The following is a 20699-nucleotide window of genomic DNA, read 5'->3' as shown; positions in this document are numbered from 1 at the left end:
ATCTGTATCCTTTATAGCGCATTTCCGAAAAGTTGAATCATTTTTCGGATGAGAATTCGCGTTGAATCTAAGAGTGGGAAGGGCAGCGAGATGGCTGCCCTTCGGGTCTTGAGTTTATTTGGATGCCATCTTCTTGGCGGGGAATGCTTCATTGCTTTCCTCACCACGCATCAGTTTCAGTGCATATTGCAGCTGAGTGTCTTTTTCCACTTCGGGCGGAACATAGGAAGGAGAATAGGCTTCCTTCGGATCCTTGGCGTCTTTTGTGTCGGCTTTGGGAGCATCCGTTTTTTTGGCCTCGTCCTTTTTCAAATCGCTTTCCGCATCCTTGTTGCCATCCTTTTGAGCCTCTTTCTTAGCTCCGGATGCCTTGTCGGTATTTTCCAGATGACCACGCAGGTTGGCTTCTGTCTGGGAGGTTTGAGGGAACCGATCCTTCAAATCATCTGGCAATTCCTGTTTGATGAAGATATCCGGAACAATGCCTTTGGCCTGAATGGAGGTGCCAGATGGGGTGTAGTAGCGTGCGGTGGTCAGACGGATGGCACCATTGTTACCCAACGGTATGATGGTCTGAACCGAGCCTTTACCGAAAGACTTGGAGCCAATCAGAGTGGCGCGATCATGATCGGACAGGGCACCAGCAACAATCTCGGATGCAGAGGCGGAGCCGCCATTGATCAGCACGATGACTGGCAAGCCTTTGGTCAGATCACCGGCGCGGGCATAATAACGTTTCACTTCGTCCTTGTTACGGCCACGGGTGGAAACGATCTCACCCTGATCCAGGAAGGTGTCGGAAATGGCGATGGATTGATCCAGCTGGCCGCCGGGATTGGAGCGCAAATCCAGAACGAAGCCCTTGAGCTTGTCAGATCCGATTTCCTTTTCCAGTTTTGCGATGGCATTTTTCAGTCCATCAAAGGCCTGGCCATTGAACTGGGTGATACGCACATACCCAATGTCATCCAGAGCTTTCGAACGAACAGAAGAGATCTTGATGATTTCACGGGTGATATCAATCTTGATGGGCTGCTCGACTTCCTTGCGGACGATGGTCAATGTGATCTTGGTGCCGACCTTGCCACGCATTCTATCAACGGCTTCGGTCAGGTTCAGACCGCGAACAGCTTCGCCATCAAGATGGGTGATCAAATCATCGGCGAGAACACCGGCTGCATGCGCAGGTGTGTCATCAATTGGTGAGATGACTTTGACCAGACCATTTTCCATGGTGACCTGGATGCCAAGGCCACCAAATTCACCAGACGTCTCAACAGCCATTTCTTCGAAACTTTCCGGAGAAAGATAGCTGGAGTGAGGGTCAAGGGAGGTCAGCATGCCATTCAGAGCAGCAGCGATCAGATCCTTGTCCGTCGGTTCCTCAACATATTCCTTGCGAACCCGCTCGAAGACATCGCCAAACAGATTGATGTGACGGAAAGTATCGGACGTGGCGGCGTTGGCATTACCAATGCTGAGATTTGTGCCGGTCCATGGTGCGTAAGTGAAGGTTGATGACAATCCGGCACCAACCACGACGCCACAGAGCAATAGGGAGATTTTACGAATCATCCGTCTGCCTTTTCTTTTAAAGCTACTGTCCACCATGGTGCCGGATCAATCGCAACACCATCTTTTCTCAGTTCCAAATAAAGCACAGGTCTGGATGCGCTGTCTTGCAATACATCCGATTGTGCAAGTTTTGTTTGTTTCATTTGACCAATCGGCTCATTGGCCAGAATGAATTGTCCCAATTCTGCGGTCAGGTTTTCAAGGCCTGCCAATAAAATATGGTAGCCGCCTCCGGCATTTATAATCAAGAGCTTCCCGAATGAGCGGAAAGGACCCGAATAAACAACCCAGCCATCTGCCGGGCTGGTGACTTGCGCCCCGGAGCGCGTGGCAAGGGAGAGGCCTTCAGCTTTGCCTCCAAATCCGTTCGCGCTGCCATATTGTTTGATTATCGTTCCTTCTACCGGAAGGCGAAGCAGTCCCTTTATTTTATCAAAAGGTATGGCAGGAGAAAGGCGTGCGGCGTTTTTTAATGCCGCAATCTTCTGTTTTTTTGTGGCAATTTCCTGCTCGATGGCCAGTTTTTCCGATTCCTTGGCATCCTGCACGGCCTGACGGGCTGCTTCGATCTCGCGCTCCATGGAGGCGATCAGCTCATTCAGGCTGTTGGCTTTGAGGGCCAATTGCTCGGTCTTGGCGCTTTCATCCTTGATGGCTTGCCGGTTTTTTTGTTCTTCTTCCTGTTTTTTGGCGATCAGCAGATCAAGACGTTTGCGTTCTTCATTGAGCTTTTCGAGACCGGTTTGCAGTGCCAGCTTTTCCTCATTGATTTTTGTTTTCAAGTTGATTAGCTGCTCCAGCTGACTGGCGAGAGCCTGGGCTTCGATGCGAATTTCCGGTACCAGAGTGCTGAGCAGGATTGCTGAGCGTACGGCATCCAGTGCGTCTGATGGCTTGATGGCCAGTGCTGGAGGAGGATTGCGACCGATGCGTTGAAGGGCTGCCAGAATGCCCGAGAGCGCGTCGCGCTGTTCTGCGAGTGAGACCTTCAAAGCTGTTTCGTCCTGAAACAGAATTTTCAGACGGGCTTCGCTCTCGTTCAATGAACGTTCCAAAGTCTTGATGCGATCAGCGGTTTCAATCAGGCCGCTGGCAAGGTTTTGGCGATCACCTTCCAGCCTTGCCACTTCTTCCTGAAGCTCAGCTTGACGCTCTTTGGAGAGTTTGATGGAGCCTTCCAGCTCTTCCAGCGCTTTTTGTTGTTCCTGTCGGGCTTTTTCGCGCGCTTGCAAGGCACGCGCAGCTTTTTGTTCGGCTTCGTTGATGGGAGGGGAGGTTGGCTGAGCAGGCGTTTCCTGAGCTGATTGCGCAGGAGGGGTTTGTTGCGCCAAAGTTATCAAAGGAAATTGCCCCAGCAGAATACCAAACAAAGCGACGGATAGGCGCTTTGCGAAATGTTTGGCTAGCATATCTGGACAGCTCGGCAAGCGAATCACCTTTTCAAAACTCTTTGCGCCAATTTAGAGCATGGAAGAGATGGGTGGAATCGCTTGAATTCACTTTTGCGCGGCTAGTTGGTGAGCGGTTTCGTTGTTCTCAAGTTCTGTGGTAGGGGTGGCCGGTCAGGATGGTCATGGCGCGATAGATCTGTTCGGCGATAAGCATGCGGGCAATCTGATGGGGCCAGGTCATGGAGCCGAGGGCCAGTTTGCTTCTGGCGGTTTGCAACAATGCCTTGCCATGCCCGTCAGGGCCACCGATCACCAGCGCAATTGAACCATGGCCTGCACTGCGTTCACGGTCCAGCAGTCTGGCAAAATCCGGGCTTGAGAGATTCTTGCCATGCTCGTCCAGTGCGATGATGAAAGAATTGGAGGGCAGGGCCTTGAGCAGTTGCTCGGCTTCCTGATCCTTGCGCTCGGAAGTGGATTTGGCCCGGCTTTCCACCAGCTCGATCATTTCGATCGAGGTGAAGCCCAAACTGCGCCCGGCTTTGCGGGCGCGGTCAAGATACCGCTCAAGCAACTCTGTTTCCGGGCCTGCCTTTTGGCGGCCAACGGCAGCAAGGATCAGTTTCATGACAGGTCCGCTCGGATCAAGTCTTAAAGCCTTTCTGTAGATTGTTGAATCGATGGAAAGGCTTTATATCTTTGTTTTAAGCAAATTCTTATCCGAAAAGTTGAAGCACTTTTCAGGAATATGCTCTAGTCGTCCTGGCTTTCAGCGGACCACATTTTCTCGATATTGTAAAACTCACGCACTTCCGGGCGGAAGATATGGACGATATGATCGCCTGTATCAATCAGCACCCAGTCGCAATTTGGCAGACCTTCGACATGGGCATTGCCGAACCCGTTATCCTTCAGATCACGCAGCAGACGATCAGCAACAGCTCCCACATGACGGTGGGACCGACCAGAGCTGATGATCATGAAATCGGCAAGAGAAGACTTGCCGCGCAAATCGATGGAAAGGGTGTCTTCAGCCTTGGAATCATCCAGGCTCGACAAGATCAGGGTAAGCGCTTGCTCTGGATCCTTGCGATCTGTTGCAGGGGCTTGGGGAGAAAGGCCGTTGGGCATGGTCTCCATTTGTGTTGCGGTGGACAAATGCACCTCATTTTCCAAAACTGGATCATTCCTTGCTCGGTATGGCCCCCATAGACTGGCCAAGAATGTGAGCGAAGGTTGATCCGTCGAATCTCTCGACTCTTATAATCTAAGTCATTCTATGTGACATTATCAAGGCTGTTGCCAGTGCCCTCACCCTTGCGCTTCTTTTCGCGCAGCAGTGTCGATGACAGATGTGACCGCGGTCCATGGAGGAAAACCCAGCAGGGGCCGCGGTTGGCAGATAGGCCTTTCGCCTCTTTTTCTGGCAGGCGCCAGCGTTGATAAGTCTGGGCTGCCTTGGAAGAAAGAGGCGACAGGCTGTAACCCGGACGGTCAATGATTGCAATGGGTAAAGTGGCAAAAATGCGCTTCCATTGCCGCCAATGATGAAAATTGGCCAAATTATCGGCTCCCATGAGCCAAACAAAGCGATTTTGCGGATATTTCCTGGTTAACCAGAGAATGGTCTTGGCGGAATAGCCGGAACTGAGTTGCTGCTCGAGCCCGGTCAGCGAGATGGATGGGTGATCCATCATGTTGGCTGTTTGCTCCAGTCTCTCTTCCAGTCGAGGAAGGCTGGAATTGTTCTTGAGCGGATTGCCCGGCGTGACCAGACACCAGATCTTGTCCAGCTCCAAGCGCTTCAAACCTGTCAATGCGACATGGCGATGCCCGTCATGAGGTGGATTGAAGCTGCCTCCATAGAGCCCGATGGTCATACCGGGCTCGATAGGTGGAATGCGCGTGCCGTGATTGGGTGATCGGCTCATGGAGTTTGGGTCCAGCTTTCTCGTTCACAATTATGGACGAATCTGCCCGGTGCCGTGAACGCGATATTTGAAGCTGGTTAATTGCTCCAGACCAACCGGGCCACGGGCATGCATGCGGCCGGTGGCGATGCCGATTTCGGCGCCCATGCCAAATTCGCCACCATCGGCAAATTGAGTGGAGGCATTATGCATGACAATGGCACTATCCACTTCATTGAGGAAACGGCTAGCAGCCTTGGCATCCTCAGTGATGATGCTCTCTGTATGAGAGGAGCTGTAGGTCGCGATGTGATCGATGGCCTCTGCGATATTGTCGACCAGTTTCACAGAGATGTCGGCTGAGAGATATTCGGTGTGCCAGTCTTTATCACTCGCTGCTACCACATTATCAGTCAGCGCAATTACTTCCTCGGTGCCATGAATAGTGCAGCCGGCGTCCTGTAGGGCTTTTACAATCGGTTTGGCATGGCTTTGCGCGAGCTTGCGATCCAGCAGCAGGGTTTCTGCTGCGCCACAAATTCCGGTGCGGCGCATCTTGGCGTTGACGGCGATTGCCAGTGCTTTTTCCGCATCCGCTGCTTCATGGATATAGAGATGGCAAACACCTTCCAGATGTGAGAAGACCGGCACGCGTGCTTCATCCTGAACACGGCCAACCAGACCCTTGCCGCCTCGGGGCACAATCACGTCGACATTGCCACCCAGACCTTTGAGCATTTCTCCCACAGCTGCGCGGTCTGTGGTTGGTACCATTTGAACGCAATGCTCGCTCAGGCCCGCGGCTTTCAAGCCCTGCATCAAGCAGGCATGAATGGCACGAGAGGAATGATAGCTATCCGAGCCACCACGCAGGATTGAGGCATTGCCAGCTTTCAGACATAGGGCACCTGCGTCGGCTGTAACATTGGGGCGGCTCTCATAAATCACACCAATCACACCGAGGGGGGTGCGAACGCGTTCAATATGCAGGCCGTTGGGACGATCCCATCCAGCCATGATACTGCCAACAGGGTCAGGTAGTTTGACAATGGCGTCCAACCCCTGGGCAATGGCGTCAATGCGTTTCTCATCCAGTGTCAGGCGATCAAGGAAGGAGGCTGCCATGCCGTCCTTCTTGCCTTTTTCGACATCTTTTGCGTTCGCGGCGAGGATTTCCTTGGTCGATGCGCGAATAGCAATTGCAGCCTCGGACAGGGCTTTGTTTTTTTGTGCTGTCGGGGCGTTGGCGAGCTCTCGGGCGGCGGTTCGAGCTTTTTGACCCAATGTCATCATGATCTCGGTCACATTGCCTGTCATGTCATTCATTTGCCTGTTCCCCTCAAGGCTTAAATCTGAAATCTGTTATCTATTTTCGAATTCGCTCAGAACCATATCATCGCGGTGGATGACTTCGGCTCTACCATCGTAGCCAAGCAAGCCTGCAATCTCATGGGATTGCCGACCGATAATTTTATCGGCTTCCGTTCGATCATACGCGACCAGACCACGGGCGATTTCTTCTCCATCCGGTCCGTTTAAAATGACGGCGTCCCCGCGAGAGAAGGCGCCTTCCAGTCTGGTGACACCTGCTGGTAGCAGGCTTTTACCGGAGAGCAGCGCTTTGACTGCACCGGCGTCCAGCATGATCATTCCATGGGGTTCCAGTGAGCCATGGATCCAGCGTTTGCGGGCGGTGATCGGGCTGGCTTTAGCCAAAAACCAGCTGCATTTTGCGCTACTGACAATGGCTTGCAACGGATTGTAGCCAGCACCGTTGGCGATAACCATGGATGTGCCTGCTTTCACAGCGATTTTTGCAGCAGCAATCTTTGTGGTCATGCCGCCTTTGGCAAGGGATGATCCGGCACTGCCTGCCATGGCCTCAATCTCCGGGGTGATTTTTTCAATCACGGGAAGATGCCTGGCATCGGGATTGGATGCCGGTGGTGCGGTATAGAGGCCGTCAATGTCAGAGAGCAGTACAAGACAATCGGCGCTGATCATGGTGGCTACACGTGCGGCCAGACGGTCATTGTCGCCATATTTGATCTCGGATGTGGCGACCGTGTCATTTTCATTGACGATTGGTACAACGCCCAGTTCCAGCAAGGTCGCAAGCGTGGCCCTAGCATTGAGATAAGGGCGACGTGCTTCGGTATCACCCAATGTCAGCAGAATTTGACCTGCTATCAGCTCTACCTTGTTCAGGGCGTCTGCATAAGCTCGGCCAAGGCTGATTTGGCCAATGGCTGCTGCAGCCTGACTTTGCTCCAGCTTCAAATGGCCTGTTGGCAAGTTTGTTTGTTTGCGGCCCAGAGCGATGGCACCGGAGGATACAATCAAGACTTCCTTGCCCTGCTCCTTCAGCCAGGCAATATCATCGACCAATGTTTGCAGCCAGGCTGCGCGCAAACGCCCACTTTTGGCATCAACCAGTGTGGCTGAGCCAATTTTGATGACAATGCGTTTTTGATCTTGCAATCGTGGAATTAAGGACGCCATGGTTCGGGCTCAAGATCTGCTTCTTCTTCGCGTTTGTTCTCGGTTTCAATCTTGCTCATGATAGCACGCAAGATATCGTCCATATTGGTTCGGGCAACAGCAGAAATGGCCATCGGTCGGAAGCCATAAGCCTCTTCAAATGTTTGGAGTTTTTCTTCCAGCTCTTCTTCTAGCAGCGAATCAACCTTGGTCAGGGCGACGATTTCGTCTTTCTGGCCCAAGCCTTCATCATAGGCTTCCAGTTCACCGCGGATTACCCGATAGGCGTCGACGAAATCCTCCTGGGTTGCGTCGATCAGATGCAACAGCACACGACAGCGCTCGACATGGCCGAGGAAGCGGTCTCCGATGCCGATGCCCTCATGGGCTCCTTCGATCAGACCGGGAATGTCGGCCATGACAAATTCACGGCTATCAATGCCCACAACACCCAGATTGGGATGCAGAGTGGTGAATGGATAATCGGCGATTTTTGGTTTGGCAGACGAGACTGATGCAAGAAATGTGGATTTGCCAGCATTTGGCAGGCCAACGAGACCTGCGTCAGCGATCAGCTTCAAACGCAACCATATCCAGCGCTCTTCGCCATCTTGCCCGGGATTGGCATGGCGTGGGGCCTGATTGGTTGCGGATTTGAAATGAGTGTTGCCAAAGCCTCCATTGCCACCTTTGGCGAGCAGAATCTTCTGGCCGATTTCCGTCAGATCAGCGAGAACCTCATCATTGTCCTCATCCATAATCTGGGTGCCGATGGGTACACGCAACACCACATCCTTGCCTTTATGGCCATTGCGGTTACGGCCCATGCCATGCAGACCGGTATCGGCTTTGAAATGCTGTTTGAAGCGGTAGTCAATGAGCGTATTCAGGCCATTGACACATTCGACCCATACATCGCCGCCTTTGCCGCCATCACCCCCATCAGGGCCACCCATGGCGACATATTTTTCGCGGCGGAAGGAGACGCTGCCAGCGCCTCCATTGCCTGATCGAACAAAGACCTTGGCCTGGTCAAGAAATTTCATCGTACGCCCTCATAATATCGGTTTGCAGTCAGCTCCAGTTCGATCTGGGCAACATCTTGACTGCGTGCCGGGCTAAAGCCCCGTCCTCTGCCGATTTCCTTGAAACCCATGCGTGAGAGGATAGACAGGGACCTTGGATTGTCTTCAAACACTGCAGAGCGGACCCGCTCGGTCGGCTCCAGCGGCATATACCAGGCCAGAAACCGGGCAACTGCTTCACTCATATAGCCTTTACCCCAAAAGGACTGGTCAAGCCAATAGCCAATTGAGGGAACAAAGGCATGTTGTAACCGCTCGGTTGATGGCGCCATGCCGATAATGCCGATCAATTTGTCTTTTTGTATGATGGCATAGTGAATGCCTTCCAGCCCCTGTTGGCATCGTTCGATGAAGCTGGTGGCGCTTTGCCTGGTGTAAGGGTAGGGGACACGACCGAGATAACGGGTCATCGATACATTGCTACAAGCAATTTGGATGGCGTCTGCGTCCTCGGTATGCAGAGGACGCAGCAAGAGGCGGTCGCTTTTCAAGCTTGGCAACAACATCAGGCTGCTCCTTTGTTAGGGGTTAAATGATTCCAGTCTCTCAAGGCTTGCCAGACCCGGCGATCGAGCTTGAATCGATCGGTCGGGATCATGCCTTTGTAAAATGCGGAGCGAGTCATGCCCGTGCCACAATATTGGAAACCGCATTTTTCCAGAAGGCGCTTGGAAGCCATGCTTGAGACACGGGCCAAGGCAAAAATGCAGTCCAGATTATCCTTTGAGAATGCCAGATCCAGCATCGCCTGGGTTGCCAGTGTACCATATCCACGGTTCCAGCAGGCTTCATCGAGCCAGATGGAGAGCATATGATTGGCGTTGGTGTGATCTGGCTGGTAGCCAATCATGCCAAGGGGCTGGTTGAGGGAGTTGGCGATGATGAGAGTGCGGCCGGAAAAATTATCCAGCTGATTGCATTTCACCGCGCAGCTTTCGGCAGACAGATTTTTTGCGATGCGAGGATTGGAGGCGATTGCTGCCAGTTTCCCCTGATCGCAGCTTTGCGGAAAGCGAAGGATAATAGCGCCGATCCGCAAAGGGGTGATACTGTCAGGTTCGTCCTGCTGTATGCCTTCATCTATATCCAACATGAGTTCCTCCTCAAGAATTGTAGTTATGAGATGATTGAAAAGAAAAAGGGAAGATGGTGTCCCATCTTCCCTTCTCATCTCAGCTACCCTTTTAGGGGAACTATCATCGACTTGTCGGGGTCAGGGACACCGGCAAGTCTTGTGTTTCATGCCGATGCTTATTCTGCGGCTTCCGCCACCGGGTTCACAGATACGTAAGTTCGGCCGTTAGCCTTTGCGCGGAATTCCACCTTGCCTTCAACGGTAGCAAATAGGGTATGGTCCTTGCCCATACCGACATTGCTGCCCGGATGCCATTTGGTGCCGCGTTGACGCACCAGGATGTTGCCAGGAATCACTGCTTCCCCGCCATATTTCTTTACGCCCAAGCGACGACCAGCTGAATCGCGGCCGTTACGGGATGAACCACCTGCCTTTTTATGTGCCATTTTGGTGTCTCCTCGTTCCTAAACTTATTTCTCGGCTGCGAGAGCAGCAGCCTGCTCGAGCCAGTTGTCACGTTCGATGCGGCCTTTGAAGTTCAGCGCATCGTCGACTTTAGCAATGTCTTCTGCAGAGAAGGCTGCTACCTGAGCAAAAGTGGTGATGCCCAGAGCGTTCAGTTTGCCTTCCAGAACAGGACCAACGCCGGAAATCTTTTTCAGATCGTCCTTGTCGCCAGCCGGAGCGTCGAAGAGTGCTGCGACTTCAGCGTCAGCTTTTTTCGCTTTTGCCTTTGCAGGAGCTTTCTCTTCCTTTTTCTCAGCTTTTGCAGGTGCCGCTTTCTTTGCAGCTTTTGCAGGTGCTTTGCCGCCGGTCAGGATCTCGGTGATCTTGACGGAAGTGAAGTGCTGACGATGGCCGTTGCGACGACGGGAATTCTGACGACGACGTTTCTTGAAGATGATGATCTTGCGGCCACGGCCCTGATCCACGATCTCGGCAGCAACAGTTGCACCGTCTACCAAAGGAGCGCCAACCTGTGCGTCACCTTCGCCGCCAACCAGCAGCACGGAATCAAAAACCACGGTGTCGCCAGCTTCGCCTTCGAGCTTTTCGACCTTGATCACATCTTCAGGGGAAACAGTATACTGCTTACCGCCTGTTTTGATGACTGCGAACATTTTTTTCTCCTGTTCAATCCGAACTTCCCGATTCTGGGAGCCGTCTTTTTTCAGTCGGTGAATGGATTGTCCGTCTGTCAATTTCCATTTAATTCCAAATGCTTGGAGTTAAACTTGTCTTTACAAACAAACAGGCGCGGAAAGGGCTTCCACGCCAGACTTGGCCGCACTATAGCTTTTGATGCCGCAGAGTCAAGGAAAAGAGCGGACTTTTGGCCAGATTTCGACCCTTAGGACAAAGAGTTAGCGCATTGCGGATTTCTCTACCTTTCTTCTCGTCGTGATTGATTGTGGGAATGAATGAGGGTGTCTTGAGCTTGATTGGAGCTGTGTGTAAGGTCCGCTCATGTTCGTTTGAGCTCGTTCGATCTTCATCTTGGCTCGTTCGAATATGCGGAGAGGTGCCGGAGTGGTCGAACGGGGCGGTCTCGAAAACCGTTGTGCCTTTGCGGGTACCGGGGGTTCGAATCCCTTCCTCTCCGCCATTTTCATTTGCACATTGCCACCCGCCAACCCAATGTGCGATGGCTCCGAGTTCGAATTTCGTTCTTCACTCTCCGCCATCTTATCTTGCGCCTTGCCGCCGACCAACCCAAGTGTTTGGGCTCTGAGTTTGAACTTTGTTCTTCACTCTTTGTTATTTTGTTCTGGCAGGCAACCGCCACGCCAATCTAGCCACCCGAATCTGGTGTTCGTCTCACTGATCCGTATCCAGAGGTTCCGTTTTTGCGATATTGACTTGCAGAGTGAACTGATTGTGGAAGTGATTGAATGTCGTAAGAAGATGAAAAATGCTCCAGCACACTATGCCGAAAAATTTTGCACTGTCTTCAAGATAGACGAGATAGGCATCAAGGCTGTGAAAGACCAGATCGATAAAGATCGAGCTGGCGAGTGCGATTGCTCCGAGTGCAAGCATCCACCATTGTTGTCGGAAGATATATTTCCAACTGGTCAGGACATATAGTCCTGCCAGAACCATATAACTGATGATGACCAGTGTTTGTGGAACCCCAACAGCCGGGAATACCTTTTCGTGGACAAGAAACATGTCATCAATGGCAATCCATGCGGTCAGTGATCCCGCCGAGAGCGCAAATCTTGTAAAGGGATCCTGTTTGTCAACAGACAAGACAACCAATCCCATCAGGAGGCAGACGGCAGCGGTGCCTGTCCAGAGCAGTAGCCCCATATTGGATACAAGTCCGTAATAGACGTGACAACAATCAGGTGCATATTCTGCTGCTGCCAAAGTGTCCAAAAACATCCATTTGGGTTCTGCAAAGGGTTGGAGCAGTACGGACGCCAGGAAAATGGTCGGAAAAATGAAGAGAGTATAGGTTGCAATCCGGTTGGCGAGCTTGAAATCTTCTGTTGTGCGGGTGATCGTTTGTGTGTGCAACCTTGCACGATTTTCATTGATAACCATATTCAACCTCTTTTTATCTCTCAAGCCCAAACGGCGCAATTGATGCCGGTCTTTTGTTTGGCCGACAGCCACATTGCTATGGCTGTAAATCCCGTCGCCGCGAGATACCCCCAGGCAACCATGGTCAGTCCACCGAGCTCGAAACCACCCATTGTCAATACAAGGGATAGGGCGAGGGATATCAGAAGGATTTGGGCAATCCTGTGATGATTGCGCTTCATGCCAAGCACTGCAGGTGCCGGTCCGAACAGGGCGCGAATTGGCAATGTGGCCATGATGATCATCAGAATACCATGGCCCTGCTCGAATTCGTTGCCGAAAAGACCCAGTATAAACTGGCCTATCAGGGCAATTGTAATCCAGGCGGCAGTTGCATAGGCCAATGTGATTCTGCTGGATAGTCTGATGAGGCTTTGAGTTTCTCCATTTTGTTGTTGTGCATTGGCAGAAAAAACCTTCGGCATCAGCAAGGAATAAAGAGCCTTCATACCGAAACCGGCCAATTGCCGGATCCGGAAGCTGATATGAAGCATTGCCACCTCAAATGGAGCAAATAGCAGGCTTGCGAGAATGATATGGATTTCGATGAAATAATCCCACAGCAAGGTTATGACAGTCCAGCTGGGAGCCATTTGCCACCATTTTTTTCGTTCTTCTTCTTGCTCTGATGCAGTTCCCGCTTGTTTTGACAATGTGCGTCTTAATCTGATCCATTGGATGGCAGCTGTTGCGATGAATATGGCTGTGGCGGCCAGAACCAAATGTGCAATGGAGACATCATCGATCATGAGGGCGATCAGGCCAAAGCTTGCAATCAGTAGCAAGGGTCTTAGCAGCATGTCGGGCAGCTGGCCGGAGAATTGGCGTTGTAGGCCGATCAGGATGCTTCCGTTGAAATAGATATAACCCATGGCCATGGCAGAGGGTATGGCGCCCGCCAGAATGATGGACAGATCATAGGCACCTTCAGAAGGGATCAGCATTGCTGCAACAGTTGCAGGAATTGCGGCAATCAGGCTCATTATGACTATGAGCCTGTGCCCGTATTGCGTAAAGAAGCTGAGTAGGCCAAGCCTGTTGAGCGCTCTATATTCGGCGGCTATCATCGACCCTATGGCGTGGAAACCACAGGGCAGCAGGACGGATGCAAGACTGGCGATTGCCAGAAAAACCGAATATTGCGCCATCATGTTTGCGCCAAACTGTCTGGTGATCAGAAAGGTGATCGCAAAGACACATAGGGCCCCGACAATTCGGGCCAGTGTCAACAGAGCCATATGAGAAAACAGACGCTTGAGCTGTGGATTGGACATGGGATCGGCTCAATCGGCAAAAGCGGCTTTGGGACCCTTGGTCCGGACGTCATGAACAAGTCTTGCGATTTCGCCCTTCTTGCGTCGAGCAAAATAGAGCATATGGCCAAGGATACGTGATTTGATACTGGAGCCATAGTGATAGTAGCGAGGGGTAATGACCGTGCTGCCTTTCTTGCCGACAAAGCCACGTTTGAACTGATGCAGATGGCAGTCCTTGTCTGCTCCGCCAAGGTCATACCAGCGACAGATCGGGCTTTTTACGAGATGTTGGGCGATTGCCCAATGCATCACAAAGCCTGCATTGAGAGGCAGGGCCTTGTTGTTTGTTGCCCCGTAGAGATAAACCGCTCTTTCGCCCGTGCTATCAATTGCAGCTCCCGCAACCAGTTCATCTTCGTACTCAACCAGCAGAATTTCTGGTCTGAGGGCCAGTTCATCAGCTTCCATCAAGTCCTTTAATGTGCCTATGGCTGATGTGTCATGAAAGTCCTTGCGGTTCTGCATGGCTTCATATAGCTGCATGAATGCTTCATGCCCTTCAGCATCATTGGCAAAGCGACATGTCAGGTTGTTCTTTTCGGCCTTATTGAGATTGTAGCGCCATTTCTGGGTAAGGCTGGCACGCAGATCCTCCAGGGAAATATCAGTGTTGACAAAATAACGAAGGGGAGAAGCCAATTCCTCACCAGCTACGAAGCCGCATTTTTCGAAGGTGCTGACCTCAAGTTCTGAAATGTCAGGGTCTGCGCGGGGGAAGAATGTCAGAAAGTAATCTCTCTCGATGGCATAGATGTCCTTCAGTCTTTCAACGGTCTCTTCAAGAATGCGTGGTTCAACCGGTAAATCATGGCGACGCCACAGCGGCCCCCATTTGACAACCGCAACACCCCCGCCAACGATAGGGAAGTCCATTTTCAGGACCATTGCAGCACTTACCACTTGTTCGCCTTTGTAGAAGGCAATGCGTTCCAATTGTTCGGGAGCCCAGCGTAATGCATTGAAACACTCGCTCTGCTCGTGAAGGATGTCGAGAAATTCGACCGCAATCTGGTCCCAGTTTTCCGGGTCAACAAAGCGATACACCAAGTCTTGATCCAGATTCAATGATGTCTCAACTGCGTCAACAGGCAAAGGCGATGTGGCCAAAGATGCATTCATTCAAGACATTCCTTGCGGATAAATAATTTGAACAGGAGAGGATTTTGAAAGCGTCGTCGGGTAATGGCACCGATAAGAGGCAAGCTGTCACAAAGAGTGATCAGGCCAGGCATGGGGTCGCCCGGAACGAACCCCATGTCGAGATCATCGTGGCGATAACAGCGAAATGCTTCCAGAGCGGATTTCAGTGCTTCGATGAAACCAAGCTGGCCATTGCGCAAGGAGTGTCTGATAGCGTCCAGCTCCCCGGCGATCCAACTGTAGCGCAATCCTGCTGACCCAATGATGGAGGTATCAGGGTGTGTAGTATTTTCGGTCATATCAATCAACCAGCCGCTCAAGTCGAGCTTGCATGCTTCGGGTAGAGCGTGATTGCCTGCAATACGCGGGTTCAACTCCAGGAAATTGATGTCACCACTATCGGGATCGACGAGATATTGCGCACACCCGATGCCATTATACTCGAGAGCTTTGATCAGTTTACGGGTATAGCCTTCTATGATGGTGCAAGGTGTGACGGTCTCACCCTCGACCGCCAACCCTGATCCATCGGGTTGATCTGTTCGAATGATCTTGGCGTGGAGATAGCGATGTATGTTGCCATCTTTGGCTGCAAAATAGATGTTGTCGCGCTTGCCCTTGACTTGGCGCTGAAGAAGCAATTGATAATTGCAGCGTTTCCAGATCTCATTCCGTTGCGAGAAGTCATCGAGATTGCTGCAGGTGATTGCCTTTGTGGAGCCGAGTAATTTGCCGGTTTCCAAGGGACGGATGACGAGCGGAAAACCGATTTTTTCTGCTAGTGCGTAAAGATCGTTCCGGTTCCGGGTTTCCGCGAAAGGTGCGACAGGAATAGTCAGATCCCTGGCGTGTGTGAGCAATGCTCTTTTATCGAGGCAATGCTGAACCAGTGTGCCATCCATGGTGCCCATACGGATATGGTCCGGAAGATTGAGCCGCCCTTCAGCAACAGCACGGACCACGGGTTCGGCGATGGGGTAAATATCCGTGATATCAGGATGTTGTTCCAGAAATTTGGTCAGTTCTGTTTGAAACTGCTCAAACTCGGTCTGATAAGAGGCATGTTTCCAGACCTTGTCAACAAAGCGGGAGACCTCAGCGCCCCGATCATAACCATCAAGCCCTGAAATGACCTGATATCCCCTGCTTTTCAGGCTTTGTGCAAGTATGAAGGTTGGCCGATAATTGCCGATCAACAGCGCGATATTACCTGTCATAATTAAAGTCTGCTTACCAATTGTGATTTAGAACTAACTCTATGTGGCAAAAGTTAAAGCCGACTTACGGGTATTCTTGTAGCTTTGTGTCAGAGTGGTTATGTGAATTCGTATATTCAGGATTTTCGAGTTTGCATATATAGCTTGTCGGTCTGCTTATGCGCTCCGGGGAGCTGATGTTTTCAGGAATTGCTCCAAAATCAAGTATGGGAACACTTCGTGTTTGAGATCACACTGCATAATGAATTGGATTTTTTGTCAGAGACTTATCAAGATCTCTATAATCGATCCAATGCTACGGCCTTTCAGCATCCCATCTGGATGTCTGCGATGCAGAAGAAACTTTGTAAAAGCCTCTCCTTTGAGCCGGTGACACTGGTGGTCAAAACTGTGAAAGAAGGTCTTCTGGTTGCTCTTTTGCCGCTTGTTCAAAAACGGTTGGGGCCATTCAGGATCCTTGAATATTCCAATTTTGGTGTGGTGGATCATGCATGTGCGATCGTTGATCGTGATTTTCATGATGAATTGATGAACTGGTCTGAGCTCCCAGATATGGTCGACAATGCTTTGGGTGCCTATGATCTGCTATGGATCAAGCATGTTCGCCATCAGGAGCTTTGGCTGAGCACGTTTTTTGGAAAACAGATCGTTATAAAAGAAGCCGGTTTTGGAACCTATGCCACCGAACTTGGCGACAATTATCAGACCTGGAAGCAAAACAAGCTGTCCGCCAACCGTCGGAGTGATCTCAGGCGCAAGCGTGGCAAGCTTGAGCAGGCCGGATCTCTGGAATTGCGTATAGCTAGTCAGGCTGATGAGATCGACCGTTTGTTTGATTTTCTTCGTACCGTGCGGGCAGATCGCTTTACTGGAGCGGATGGCAAGGATTTTTTGCAGAATCCATTATTCTTCGATTTTTACAAACAGTTGGCTCAAACACATTCTGTTCACGGTTATCCTGTTACAGCTGGCCTGTTTCTTGATGGTGCCATTGTTGCGGCAGCTTTCGGCATCAAGGATGGAGGAACCTTCAAATTTCTGCTGCCCGGGGCTGATTATAAACGATTTGGACGGTTCTCGCCCGGCAAGGTACTTATTGATCTCATGATTGAGCGGCTCATGGACAAAGGTGTAACCTGCTTTGATTTGTCCGTTGGTGATGAAGATTACAAGGCTTCTTTTGGTACGAAACCTGAGAATATCTATACGCTGAGAGCCAGCAAAAGCGTTGCAGGTTGGGCAGGTTTGAAATTGATTGATGTAATCAAGAGATTGCGTGCATCAGGTGACCCCTTGTCAGGTTGATGATGCATTGCTAGAGACGTTGATCATATCGCCGAGTTGTTTGGCCAAGTTTTTGTACTCTGCGTCGGGATGATGAGAGAGTTGCCCTGTCGAGAGATTGCACCGGATTTCATGAAATTTCACAGGAGAGAGATGTGAAGCGCATCTTCATCACGGGTACGGCCGGTTTTATCGGATTTCATCTTGCCAAAATGCTGCTGGCAGAAGGTTTTGTTGTTCATGGCTATGACGGCATGACTGATTATTATGATGTGCGCTTGAAAGAGCGGCGTCATGCCATGCTGAAGCAGAATGTCAATTTCTCCGCTACCGAAGGAATGCTGGAAGATACGATCCTGGTCGACCGGGTTATGGATGAGTTCAAACCCGATGTGGTGGTTCATCTGGCAGCTCAGGCTGGTGTTCGTTACAGCCTTGAAAATCCTCGCGCCTATATTGATGCCAATGTGATTGGAACTTTCAATGTCATGGAAGCCTCTCGCCGGCTTGAAGTCGAGCATCTTCTCATGGCATCGACCTCTTCTGTTTATGGTGCCAATGAAGACATGCCATTCATTGAGACGGAAAAGGCGGATACCCAGCTGACCATTTATGCGGCGACCAAGAAGGCAACCGAAAGCATGGGGCATTCCTATGCGCATCTGTGGAACCTGCCGATCACCATGTTCCGCTTCTTCACGGTTTATGGTCCATGGGGACGCCCGGATATGGCGCTGTTCAAGTTTGCTGATGCCATTTTAGATGGTCGCCCGATCGATATCTATAATCGTGGCGACATGTATCGTGACTTTACTTATGTCGATGATTTGGTACGTGGCATTCGTTTGCTGATTGATGCTGTGCCTGTGCGACCTGAAGACAAGGTCGTGCCGGAAGGTGACAGCCTGTCACCGGTAGCGCCGTATCGTGTGGTCAATATCGGGAATTCCGATAAGGTGCGTTTGCTCGATTTTGTTGATGTGATTGAGGCAGAGATCGGCATTGAAGCAATCCGCAATTATATGCCGATGCAAAAAGGGGATGTGCCTGCTACCTGGGCCAATGCAGATCTCTTGCAAAATCTGACTGGCTATAAACCCGAAACGAACTTTAAGGATGGTGTGGCAATGTTTGTTGCCTGGTTCCGGGATTATTATCAAAAATAGTGGTTCCATAGTTGCGAACCAAGATGTTGAAAGCAAAGAAGTCCGGATTCATTGAACCCGGGCTTCTTTGTTTCCTTAATTCGCCTTGGCAACGCGTGTTGGTTTGGGCTTTCCAAGCAATTCATCAATACGCTCACGATTGCCTTGGAAGCTTGCGAGCATTTCACCCTTCAGAGTTCGACCTCGTGGAAGGCGGATGCGCATTGGGTCTACGTGGCGGCCATTGACCGTGACTTCATAATGAAGATGAGCGCCGGTTGAGAGGCCAGTTGAGCCAACATATCCGATGATCTGGCCTTGTCGGACATAATCCCCGGTCTGGAACTTGTTGGAGAAAGCACTCATATGGGCATAGCCAGTAGCATAGCCGTTTGTGTGTTGAATTTGAATATATTTACCGTAACCACTGGACCATTTGCGTTTGACAATGCGGCCATTGCCGGATGCCATGATTGGTGTTCCACGTGGCGCAGACCAGTCCACGCCTTTATGGAGGCGTGAGATTTTCAAAATCGGGTGTCGACGCCAGCCAAAGGGAGAGCGGAACTTTCCGCCTTGCATAGGCTTTCGCATCAGGAATTTTTTGGCGCTGCGTCCATTCTCATCATAATAATCGACATAATTGTCGTCGCCGGTTCTGTAGCGATAATAACGCTTGGTTTTGCCGCCAATCTGGATTTCGAGAAACAGGATTTCTGGTTGATCTGTGGAGCCATCTCCAGGAATGGAATGGAAGACCTGAAGTGAGTCACCTGGTTTCACTCTGGTTTTGAAATCGATGTCGAATGACAGGATCTGTACCATCTTGTCGATCATCTCAGCATCAATGCCGTTCTTCAAGGCGGTCTGATATAGCGAATTATAGATATTCAAGCGAGGGCCAGAGCGTAGACTTTCCAGACTATTTACATTAGCTGGCAAAGTCGCAAACCCTTGTTGAGGTTCATCGGCCACCTGAAAGGAGCCAAGATCGGATTGAGCCAACGTGAGTTGATGTTCCTCACCATCATAGAGACTTATTCGCAAGGGAGCACGTTCTCGAATGCCATCACCCACCAATTGATAGACAATACGCAGGCGCTGATGGTTGCTTAACTCCGAGATGCCGGCTTCCGATGAAAAGAGGTTGGCCAATTCCTCCGCTTCGCCCTCAGTCGCTTCATTTTCAAGCAATAAATCACGAACAGTATCGCCTCGAACGGCGATTACGATTTTTTCTTCTGTTTCCGCTCCAGCGCTATCAAGCGCGGTTTTGGTTATGGAAGCCATATTTTCCGGAATAACGCGAATATAGGCATCAGACACGTTGCCCAATGATGCTCCGGGGAATTCAAATCGGGAAGGGTCGATCAGGTCGAAGGGATTGGAAGTCGTATTGCCTTCATCTGCCAAAAGGATTGAAGACTGATTGATCAGCTTTTGGATGACGAAGTCGTTTGGCCCGCCGGCTTCCAAGGCGTAAGCTGAGGCCAAATTCAAAGGCTCACTGCGAATGCGCATCTCTCCTTCAATATCTGCTGAATAGATGCTGTCTTCGTCAATGGAGCTGCGATCCTGTGTGGAATTCTGGGATGCGCTGGCAAAGATGCGCACAGCGTCAAATTCTGGCAGGCTGATATCGTTGTTTCTCTTTGTTTCAAGTGATGCCGAGATCAGCATATAGGGTCGACTTGAAATCAGGTTTTCGTTGCCAAGGGCAGAGATGGTGCTGACCTTGATTTCCTTGCGATGAGAAACCGGTCGAATGGTGCGCGAGAGGCGATCACTTTTTCGGCCCGCACTGATTAGCTGGCCCGGAGGAATGGATGCTGCATTGGCGGCCTGCTCGTTATAAGTCGCCAGCTCAGCCATTTGGTCTTGACTTTGAATGCCCGCAACAAGCGCTCCACCCATCAGGAAAATGGATGTGCAACCCGTTAGCACCGTGCCAATCAACCAGCGCATATTCAGGGTTCTACGATCTGGCGGGTTCAAACGAGCTGACGGAGTGAGCAAGGCTGGCAGAGACCCCAATTGAATTGGTCGCTGGTTCGGCGCTGTTTTGTTGCTCTGTGACATGCTTTGCTTGCCTGACCCTATATCATGTAAAGTGCAGAGGAGTTCATATGACAGGAACTCTCACTGACCAGCCGTTTTGATTTGTGTTGTCGTTTTAGCGCGAAATTGCTTTCGGGAAAAGACCCGGAAAATACGGCTAATTTTCGGCTGTGAGGATTTTTTTTCGTAAGATGAAAGTCGTTTATGCACTGGCCTGTGATTTTTCTGACATAAATCGAAATTAGACTTTGACAGTTTATGATTGTTTGCTTATAACGCGCTTCATCGACAGCGGCTTGCTGCTGGCGGCGGGGTCTTGTGTCCTTGTTATTGGGTGCTTGGTCTTAGAAAAGGTAGGTTTGTTATCTTTTGTTCTTTGACAATTTGTTTTTTGAAATAAAGAGAAACGTGGACGGCTTGGTCTTAGTCTCGC

At 50.8% G+C, this 20699-nt stretch carries 19 protein-coding genes and 1 tRNA gene; 3 read left to right on the top strand and 17 right to left on the bottom strand.

From position 1 onward, the window contains the following. Positions 1–114: 114 nt before the first annotated feature. The 12 genes from CRO57_RS13935 to CRO57_RS13880 form a co-directional block, all read right to left on the bottom strand. The gene (locus tag CRO57_RS13935; protein ID WP_097154101.1) at positions 115–1575 is read right to left on the bottom strand and encodes a S41 family peptidase; all 1461 of its coding nucleotides are present in this window, start codon (positions 1573–1575) and stop codon (positions 115–117) included. Then, entirely contained in the window at positions 1572–2984 is a 1413-nt protein-coding gene (locus CRO57_RS13930) for a murein hydrolase activator EnvC family protein (protein ID WP_097154100.1), read from the bottom strand. Before CRO57_RS13930 ends, CRO57_RS13935 begins: the two co-directional genes overlap by 4 nt. A 127-nt stretch (positions 2985–3111) precedes the next feature. Next, positions 3112–3594, bottom strand: coding sequence for a 23S rRNA (pseudouridine(1915)-N(3))-methyltransferase RlmH (rlmH, locus tag CRO57_RS13925; protein ID WP_097154099.1), 483 nt, complete (start codon positions 3592–3594; stop codon positions 3112–3114). A 125-nt stretch (positions 3595–3719) separates the two neighbouring features. Continuing rightward, on the bottom strand, positions 3720–4097 hold the full coding sequence (gene rsfS / locus CRO57_RS13920) for a ribosome silencing factor (RefSeq protein ID WP_097154460.1): 378 nt from the start codon (positions 4095–4097) through the stop codon (positions 3720–3722). Between the two features lie 146 nt (positions 4098–4243). Next, positions 4244–4897: a nicotinate-nucleotide adenylyltransferase gene (locus tag CRO57_RS13915; RefSeq protein ID WP_097154098.1), complete on the bottom strand. Its 654-nt coding sequence runs from the start codon at positions 4895–4897 to the stop codon at positions 4244–4246. Between the two features lie 30 nt (positions 4898–4927). Beyond that, the gene (locus CRO57_RS13910) at positions 4928–6202 is read right to left on the bottom strand and encodes a glutamate-5-semialdehyde dehydrogenase (protein WP_244580103.1); all 1275 of its coding nucleotides are present in this window, start codon (positions 6200–6202) and stop codon (positions 4928–4930) included. Positions 6203–6238: 36 nt separating this feature from the next. After that, positions 6239–7378, bottom strand: a complete 1140-nt coding sequence (gene proB, locus CRO57_RS13905; protein WP_097154097.1) for a glutamate 5-kinase — start codon at positions 7376–7378, stop codon at positions 6239–6241. Continuing rightward, the gene (gene obgE / locus CRO57_RS13900) at positions 7366–8403 is read right to left on the bottom strand and encodes a GTPase ObgE (protein ID WP_097154096.1); all 1038 of its coding nucleotides are present in this window, start codon (positions 8401–8403) and stop codon (positions 7366–7368) included. Before obgE ends, proB begins: the two co-directional genes overlap by 13 nt. Further along, positions 8400–8948, bottom strand: coding sequence for a GNAT family N-acetyltransferase (locus CRO57_RS13895; protein WP_097154095.1), 549 nt, complete (start codon positions 8946–8948; stop codon positions 8400–8402). The genes obgE and CRO57_RS13895 overlap by 4 nt, the downstream gene beginning before the upstream one ends. Continuing rightward, positions 8948–9535 (bottom strand): GNAT family N-acetyltransferase, encoded by a 588-nt coding sequence (locus CRO57_RS13890; protein WP_170956108.1) that lies wholly within the window; start codon positions 9533–9535, stop codon positions 8948–8950. Before CRO57_RS13890 ends, CRO57_RS13895 begins: the two co-directional genes overlap by 1 nt. A gap of 158 nt (positions 9536–9693) precedes the next feature. Next, positions 9694–9963, bottom strand: a complete 270-nt coding sequence (gene rpmA / locus CRO57_RS13885; RefSeq protein ID WP_097154093.1) for a 50S ribosomal protein L27 — start codon at positions 9961–9963, stop codon at positions 9694–9696. Between the two features lie 24 nt (positions 9964–9987). Further along, a complete protein-coding gene (locus tag CRO57_RS13880; RefSeq protein WP_097154092.1) occupies positions 9988–10638 on the bottom strand; it encodes a 50S ribosomal protein L21 in 651 nt (216 codons plus the stop codon). 395 nt (positions 10639–11033) lie between these two features. On the opposite strand from CRO57_RS13880, the gene CRO57_RS13875 reads away from it, so the two are divergent. Then, positions 11034–11123: transfer RNA gene (locus CRO57_RS13875), tRNA-Ser, on the top strand. 212 nt (positions 11124–11335) lie between these two features. Here CRO57_RS13875 and CRO57_RS13870 read toward each other — a convergent pair. Genes CRO57_RS13870 through CRO57_RS13855 form a run of 4 tightly spaced genes read right to left on the bottom strand, consistent with a single transcriptional unit; the run spans position 11336 to position 15779 of the window. Next, a complete protein-coding gene (locus CRO57_RS13870) occupies positions 11336–12067 on the bottom strand; it encodes a hypothetical protein (RefSeq protein WP_097154091.1) in 732 nt (243 codons plus the stop codon). Positions 12068–12087: 20 nt separating this feature from the next. After that, positions 12088–13380, bottom strand: a complete 1293-nt coding sequence (locus tag CRO57_RS13865; protein ID WP_097154090.1) for a lipopolysaccharide biosynthesis protein — start codon at positions 13378–13380, stop codon at positions 12088–12090. 9 nt (positions 13381–13389) lie between these two features. Further along, complete coding sequence (locus CRO57_RS13860; protein WP_097154089.1) at positions 13390–14541, bottom strand: lipid II:glycine glycyltransferase FemX; 1152 nt, start codon at positions 14539–14541, stop codon at positions 13390–13392. Continuing rightward, positions 14538–15779 (bottom strand): ATP-binding protein, encoded by a 1242-nt coding sequence (locus CRO57_RS13855; RefSeq protein ID WP_097154088.1) that lies wholly within the window; start codon positions 15777–15779, stop codon positions 14538–14540. The genes CRO57_RS13860 and CRO57_RS13855 overlap by 4 nt, the downstream gene beginning before the upstream one ends. Before the next feature lie 219 nt (positions 15780–15998). Between CRO57_RS13855 and CRO57_RS13850 the strand changes: the two genes are divergently transcribed. Together CRO57_RS13850 and CRO57_RS13845 are read left to right on the top strand one after the other, a co-directional pair. Then, the gene (locus tag CRO57_RS13850; RefSeq protein ID WP_097154087.1) at positions 15999–17084 is read left to right on the top strand and encodes a GNAT family N-acetyltransferase; all 1086 of its coding nucleotides are present in this window, start codon (positions 15999–16001) and stop codon (positions 17082–17084) included. A gap of 134 nt (positions 17085–17218) precedes the next feature. Next, positions 17219–18229, top strand: a complete 1011-nt coding sequence (locus tag CRO57_RS13845; protein WP_097154086.1) for an NAD-dependent epimerase/dehydratase family protein — start codon at positions 17219–17221, stop codon at positions 18227–18229. A gap of 75 nt (positions 18230–18304) precedes the next feature. Here CRO57_RS13845 and CRO57_RS13840 read toward each other — a convergent pair whose 3' ends face one another. Then, on the bottom strand, positions 18305–20287 hold the full coding sequence (locus CRO57_RS13840; protein WP_097154085.1) for a M23 family metallopeptidase: 1983 nt from the start codon (positions 20285–20287) through the stop codon (positions 18305–18307). Between the last annotated feature and the right edge of the window lie 412 nt (positions 20288–20699).

The sequence above is a fragment of the Cohaesibacter gelatinilyticus genome (assembly GCF_900215605.1).
In the GTDB taxonomy this organism is placed as follows: Bacteria; Pseudomonadota; Alphaproteobacteria; order Rhizobiales; family Cohaesibacteraceae; genus Cohaesibacter; species Cohaesibacter gelatinilyticus.
This window is presented reverse-complemented; position numbering and strand designations above follow the sequence as displayed.

Coding starts and splice junctions, on each gene's coding strand:
- CRO57_RS13935 (WP_097154101.1), bottom strand. CDS start 1,575: ATGATTCGTAAAATCTCCCTATTGCTCTGTGGCGTCGTGGTTGGTGCC.
- CRO57_RS13930 (WP_097154100.1), bottom strand. CDS start 2,984: ATGCTAGCCAAACATTTCGCAAAGCGCCTATCCGTCGCTTTGTTTGGT.
- rlmH (WP_097154099.1), bottom strand. CDS start 3,594: ATGAAACTGATCCTTGCTGCCGTTGGCCGCCAAAAGGCAGGCCCGGAA.
- rsfS (WP_097154460.1), bottom strand. CDS start 4,097: ATGCCCAACGGCCTTTCTCCCCAAGCCCCTGCAACAGATCGCAAGGAT.
- CRO57_RS13915 (WP_097154098.1), bottom strand. CDS start 4,897: ATGAGCCGATCACCCAATCACGGCACGCGCATTCCACCTATCGAGCCC.
- CRO57_RS13910 (WP_244580103.1), bottom strand. CDS start 6,202: ATGAATGACATGACAGGCAATGTGACCGAGATCATGATGACATTGGGT.
- proB (WP_097154097.1), bottom strand. CDS start 7,378: ATGGCGTCCTTAATTCCACGATTGCAAGATCAAAAACGCATTGTCATC.
- obgE (WP_097154096.1), bottom strand. CDS start 8,403: ATGAAATTTCTTGACCAGGCCAAGGTCTTTGTTCGATCAGGCAATGGA.
- CRO57_RS13895 (WP_097154095.1), bottom strand. CDS start 8,948: ATGTTGTTGCCAAGCTTGAAAAGCGACCGCCTCTTGCTGCGTCCTCTG.
- CRO57_RS13890 (WP_170956108.1), bottom strand. CDS start 9,535: ATGTTGGATATAGATGAAGGCATACAGCAGGACGAACCTGACAGTATC.
- rpmA (WP_097154093.1), bottom strand. CDS start 9,963: ATGGCACATAAAAAGGCAGGTGGTTCATCCCGTAACGGCCGCGATTCA.
- CRO57_RS13880 (WP_097154092.1), bottom strand. CDS start 10,638: ATGTTCGCAGTCATCAAAACAGGCGGTAAGCAGTATACTGTTTCCCCT.
- CRO57_RS13870 (WP_097154091.1), bottom strand. CDS start 12,067: ATGGTTATCAATGAAAATCGTGCAAGGTTGCACACACAAACGATCACC.
- CRO57_RS13865 (WP_097154090.1), bottom strand. CDS start 13,380: ATGTCCAATCCACAGCTCAAGCGTCTGTTTTCTCATATGGCTCTGTTG.
- CRO57_RS13860 (WP_097154089.1), bottom strand. CDS start 14,541: ATGAATGCATCTTTGGCCACATCGCCTTTGCCTGTTGACGCAGTTGAG.
- CRO57_RS13855 (WP_097154088.1), bottom strand. CDS start 15,779: ATGACAGGTAATATCGCGCTGTTGATCGGCAATTATCGGCCAACCTTC.
- CRO57_RS13840 (WP_097154085.1), bottom strand. CDS start 20,287: ATGTCACAGAGCAACAAAACAGCGCCGAACCAGCGACCAATTCAATTG.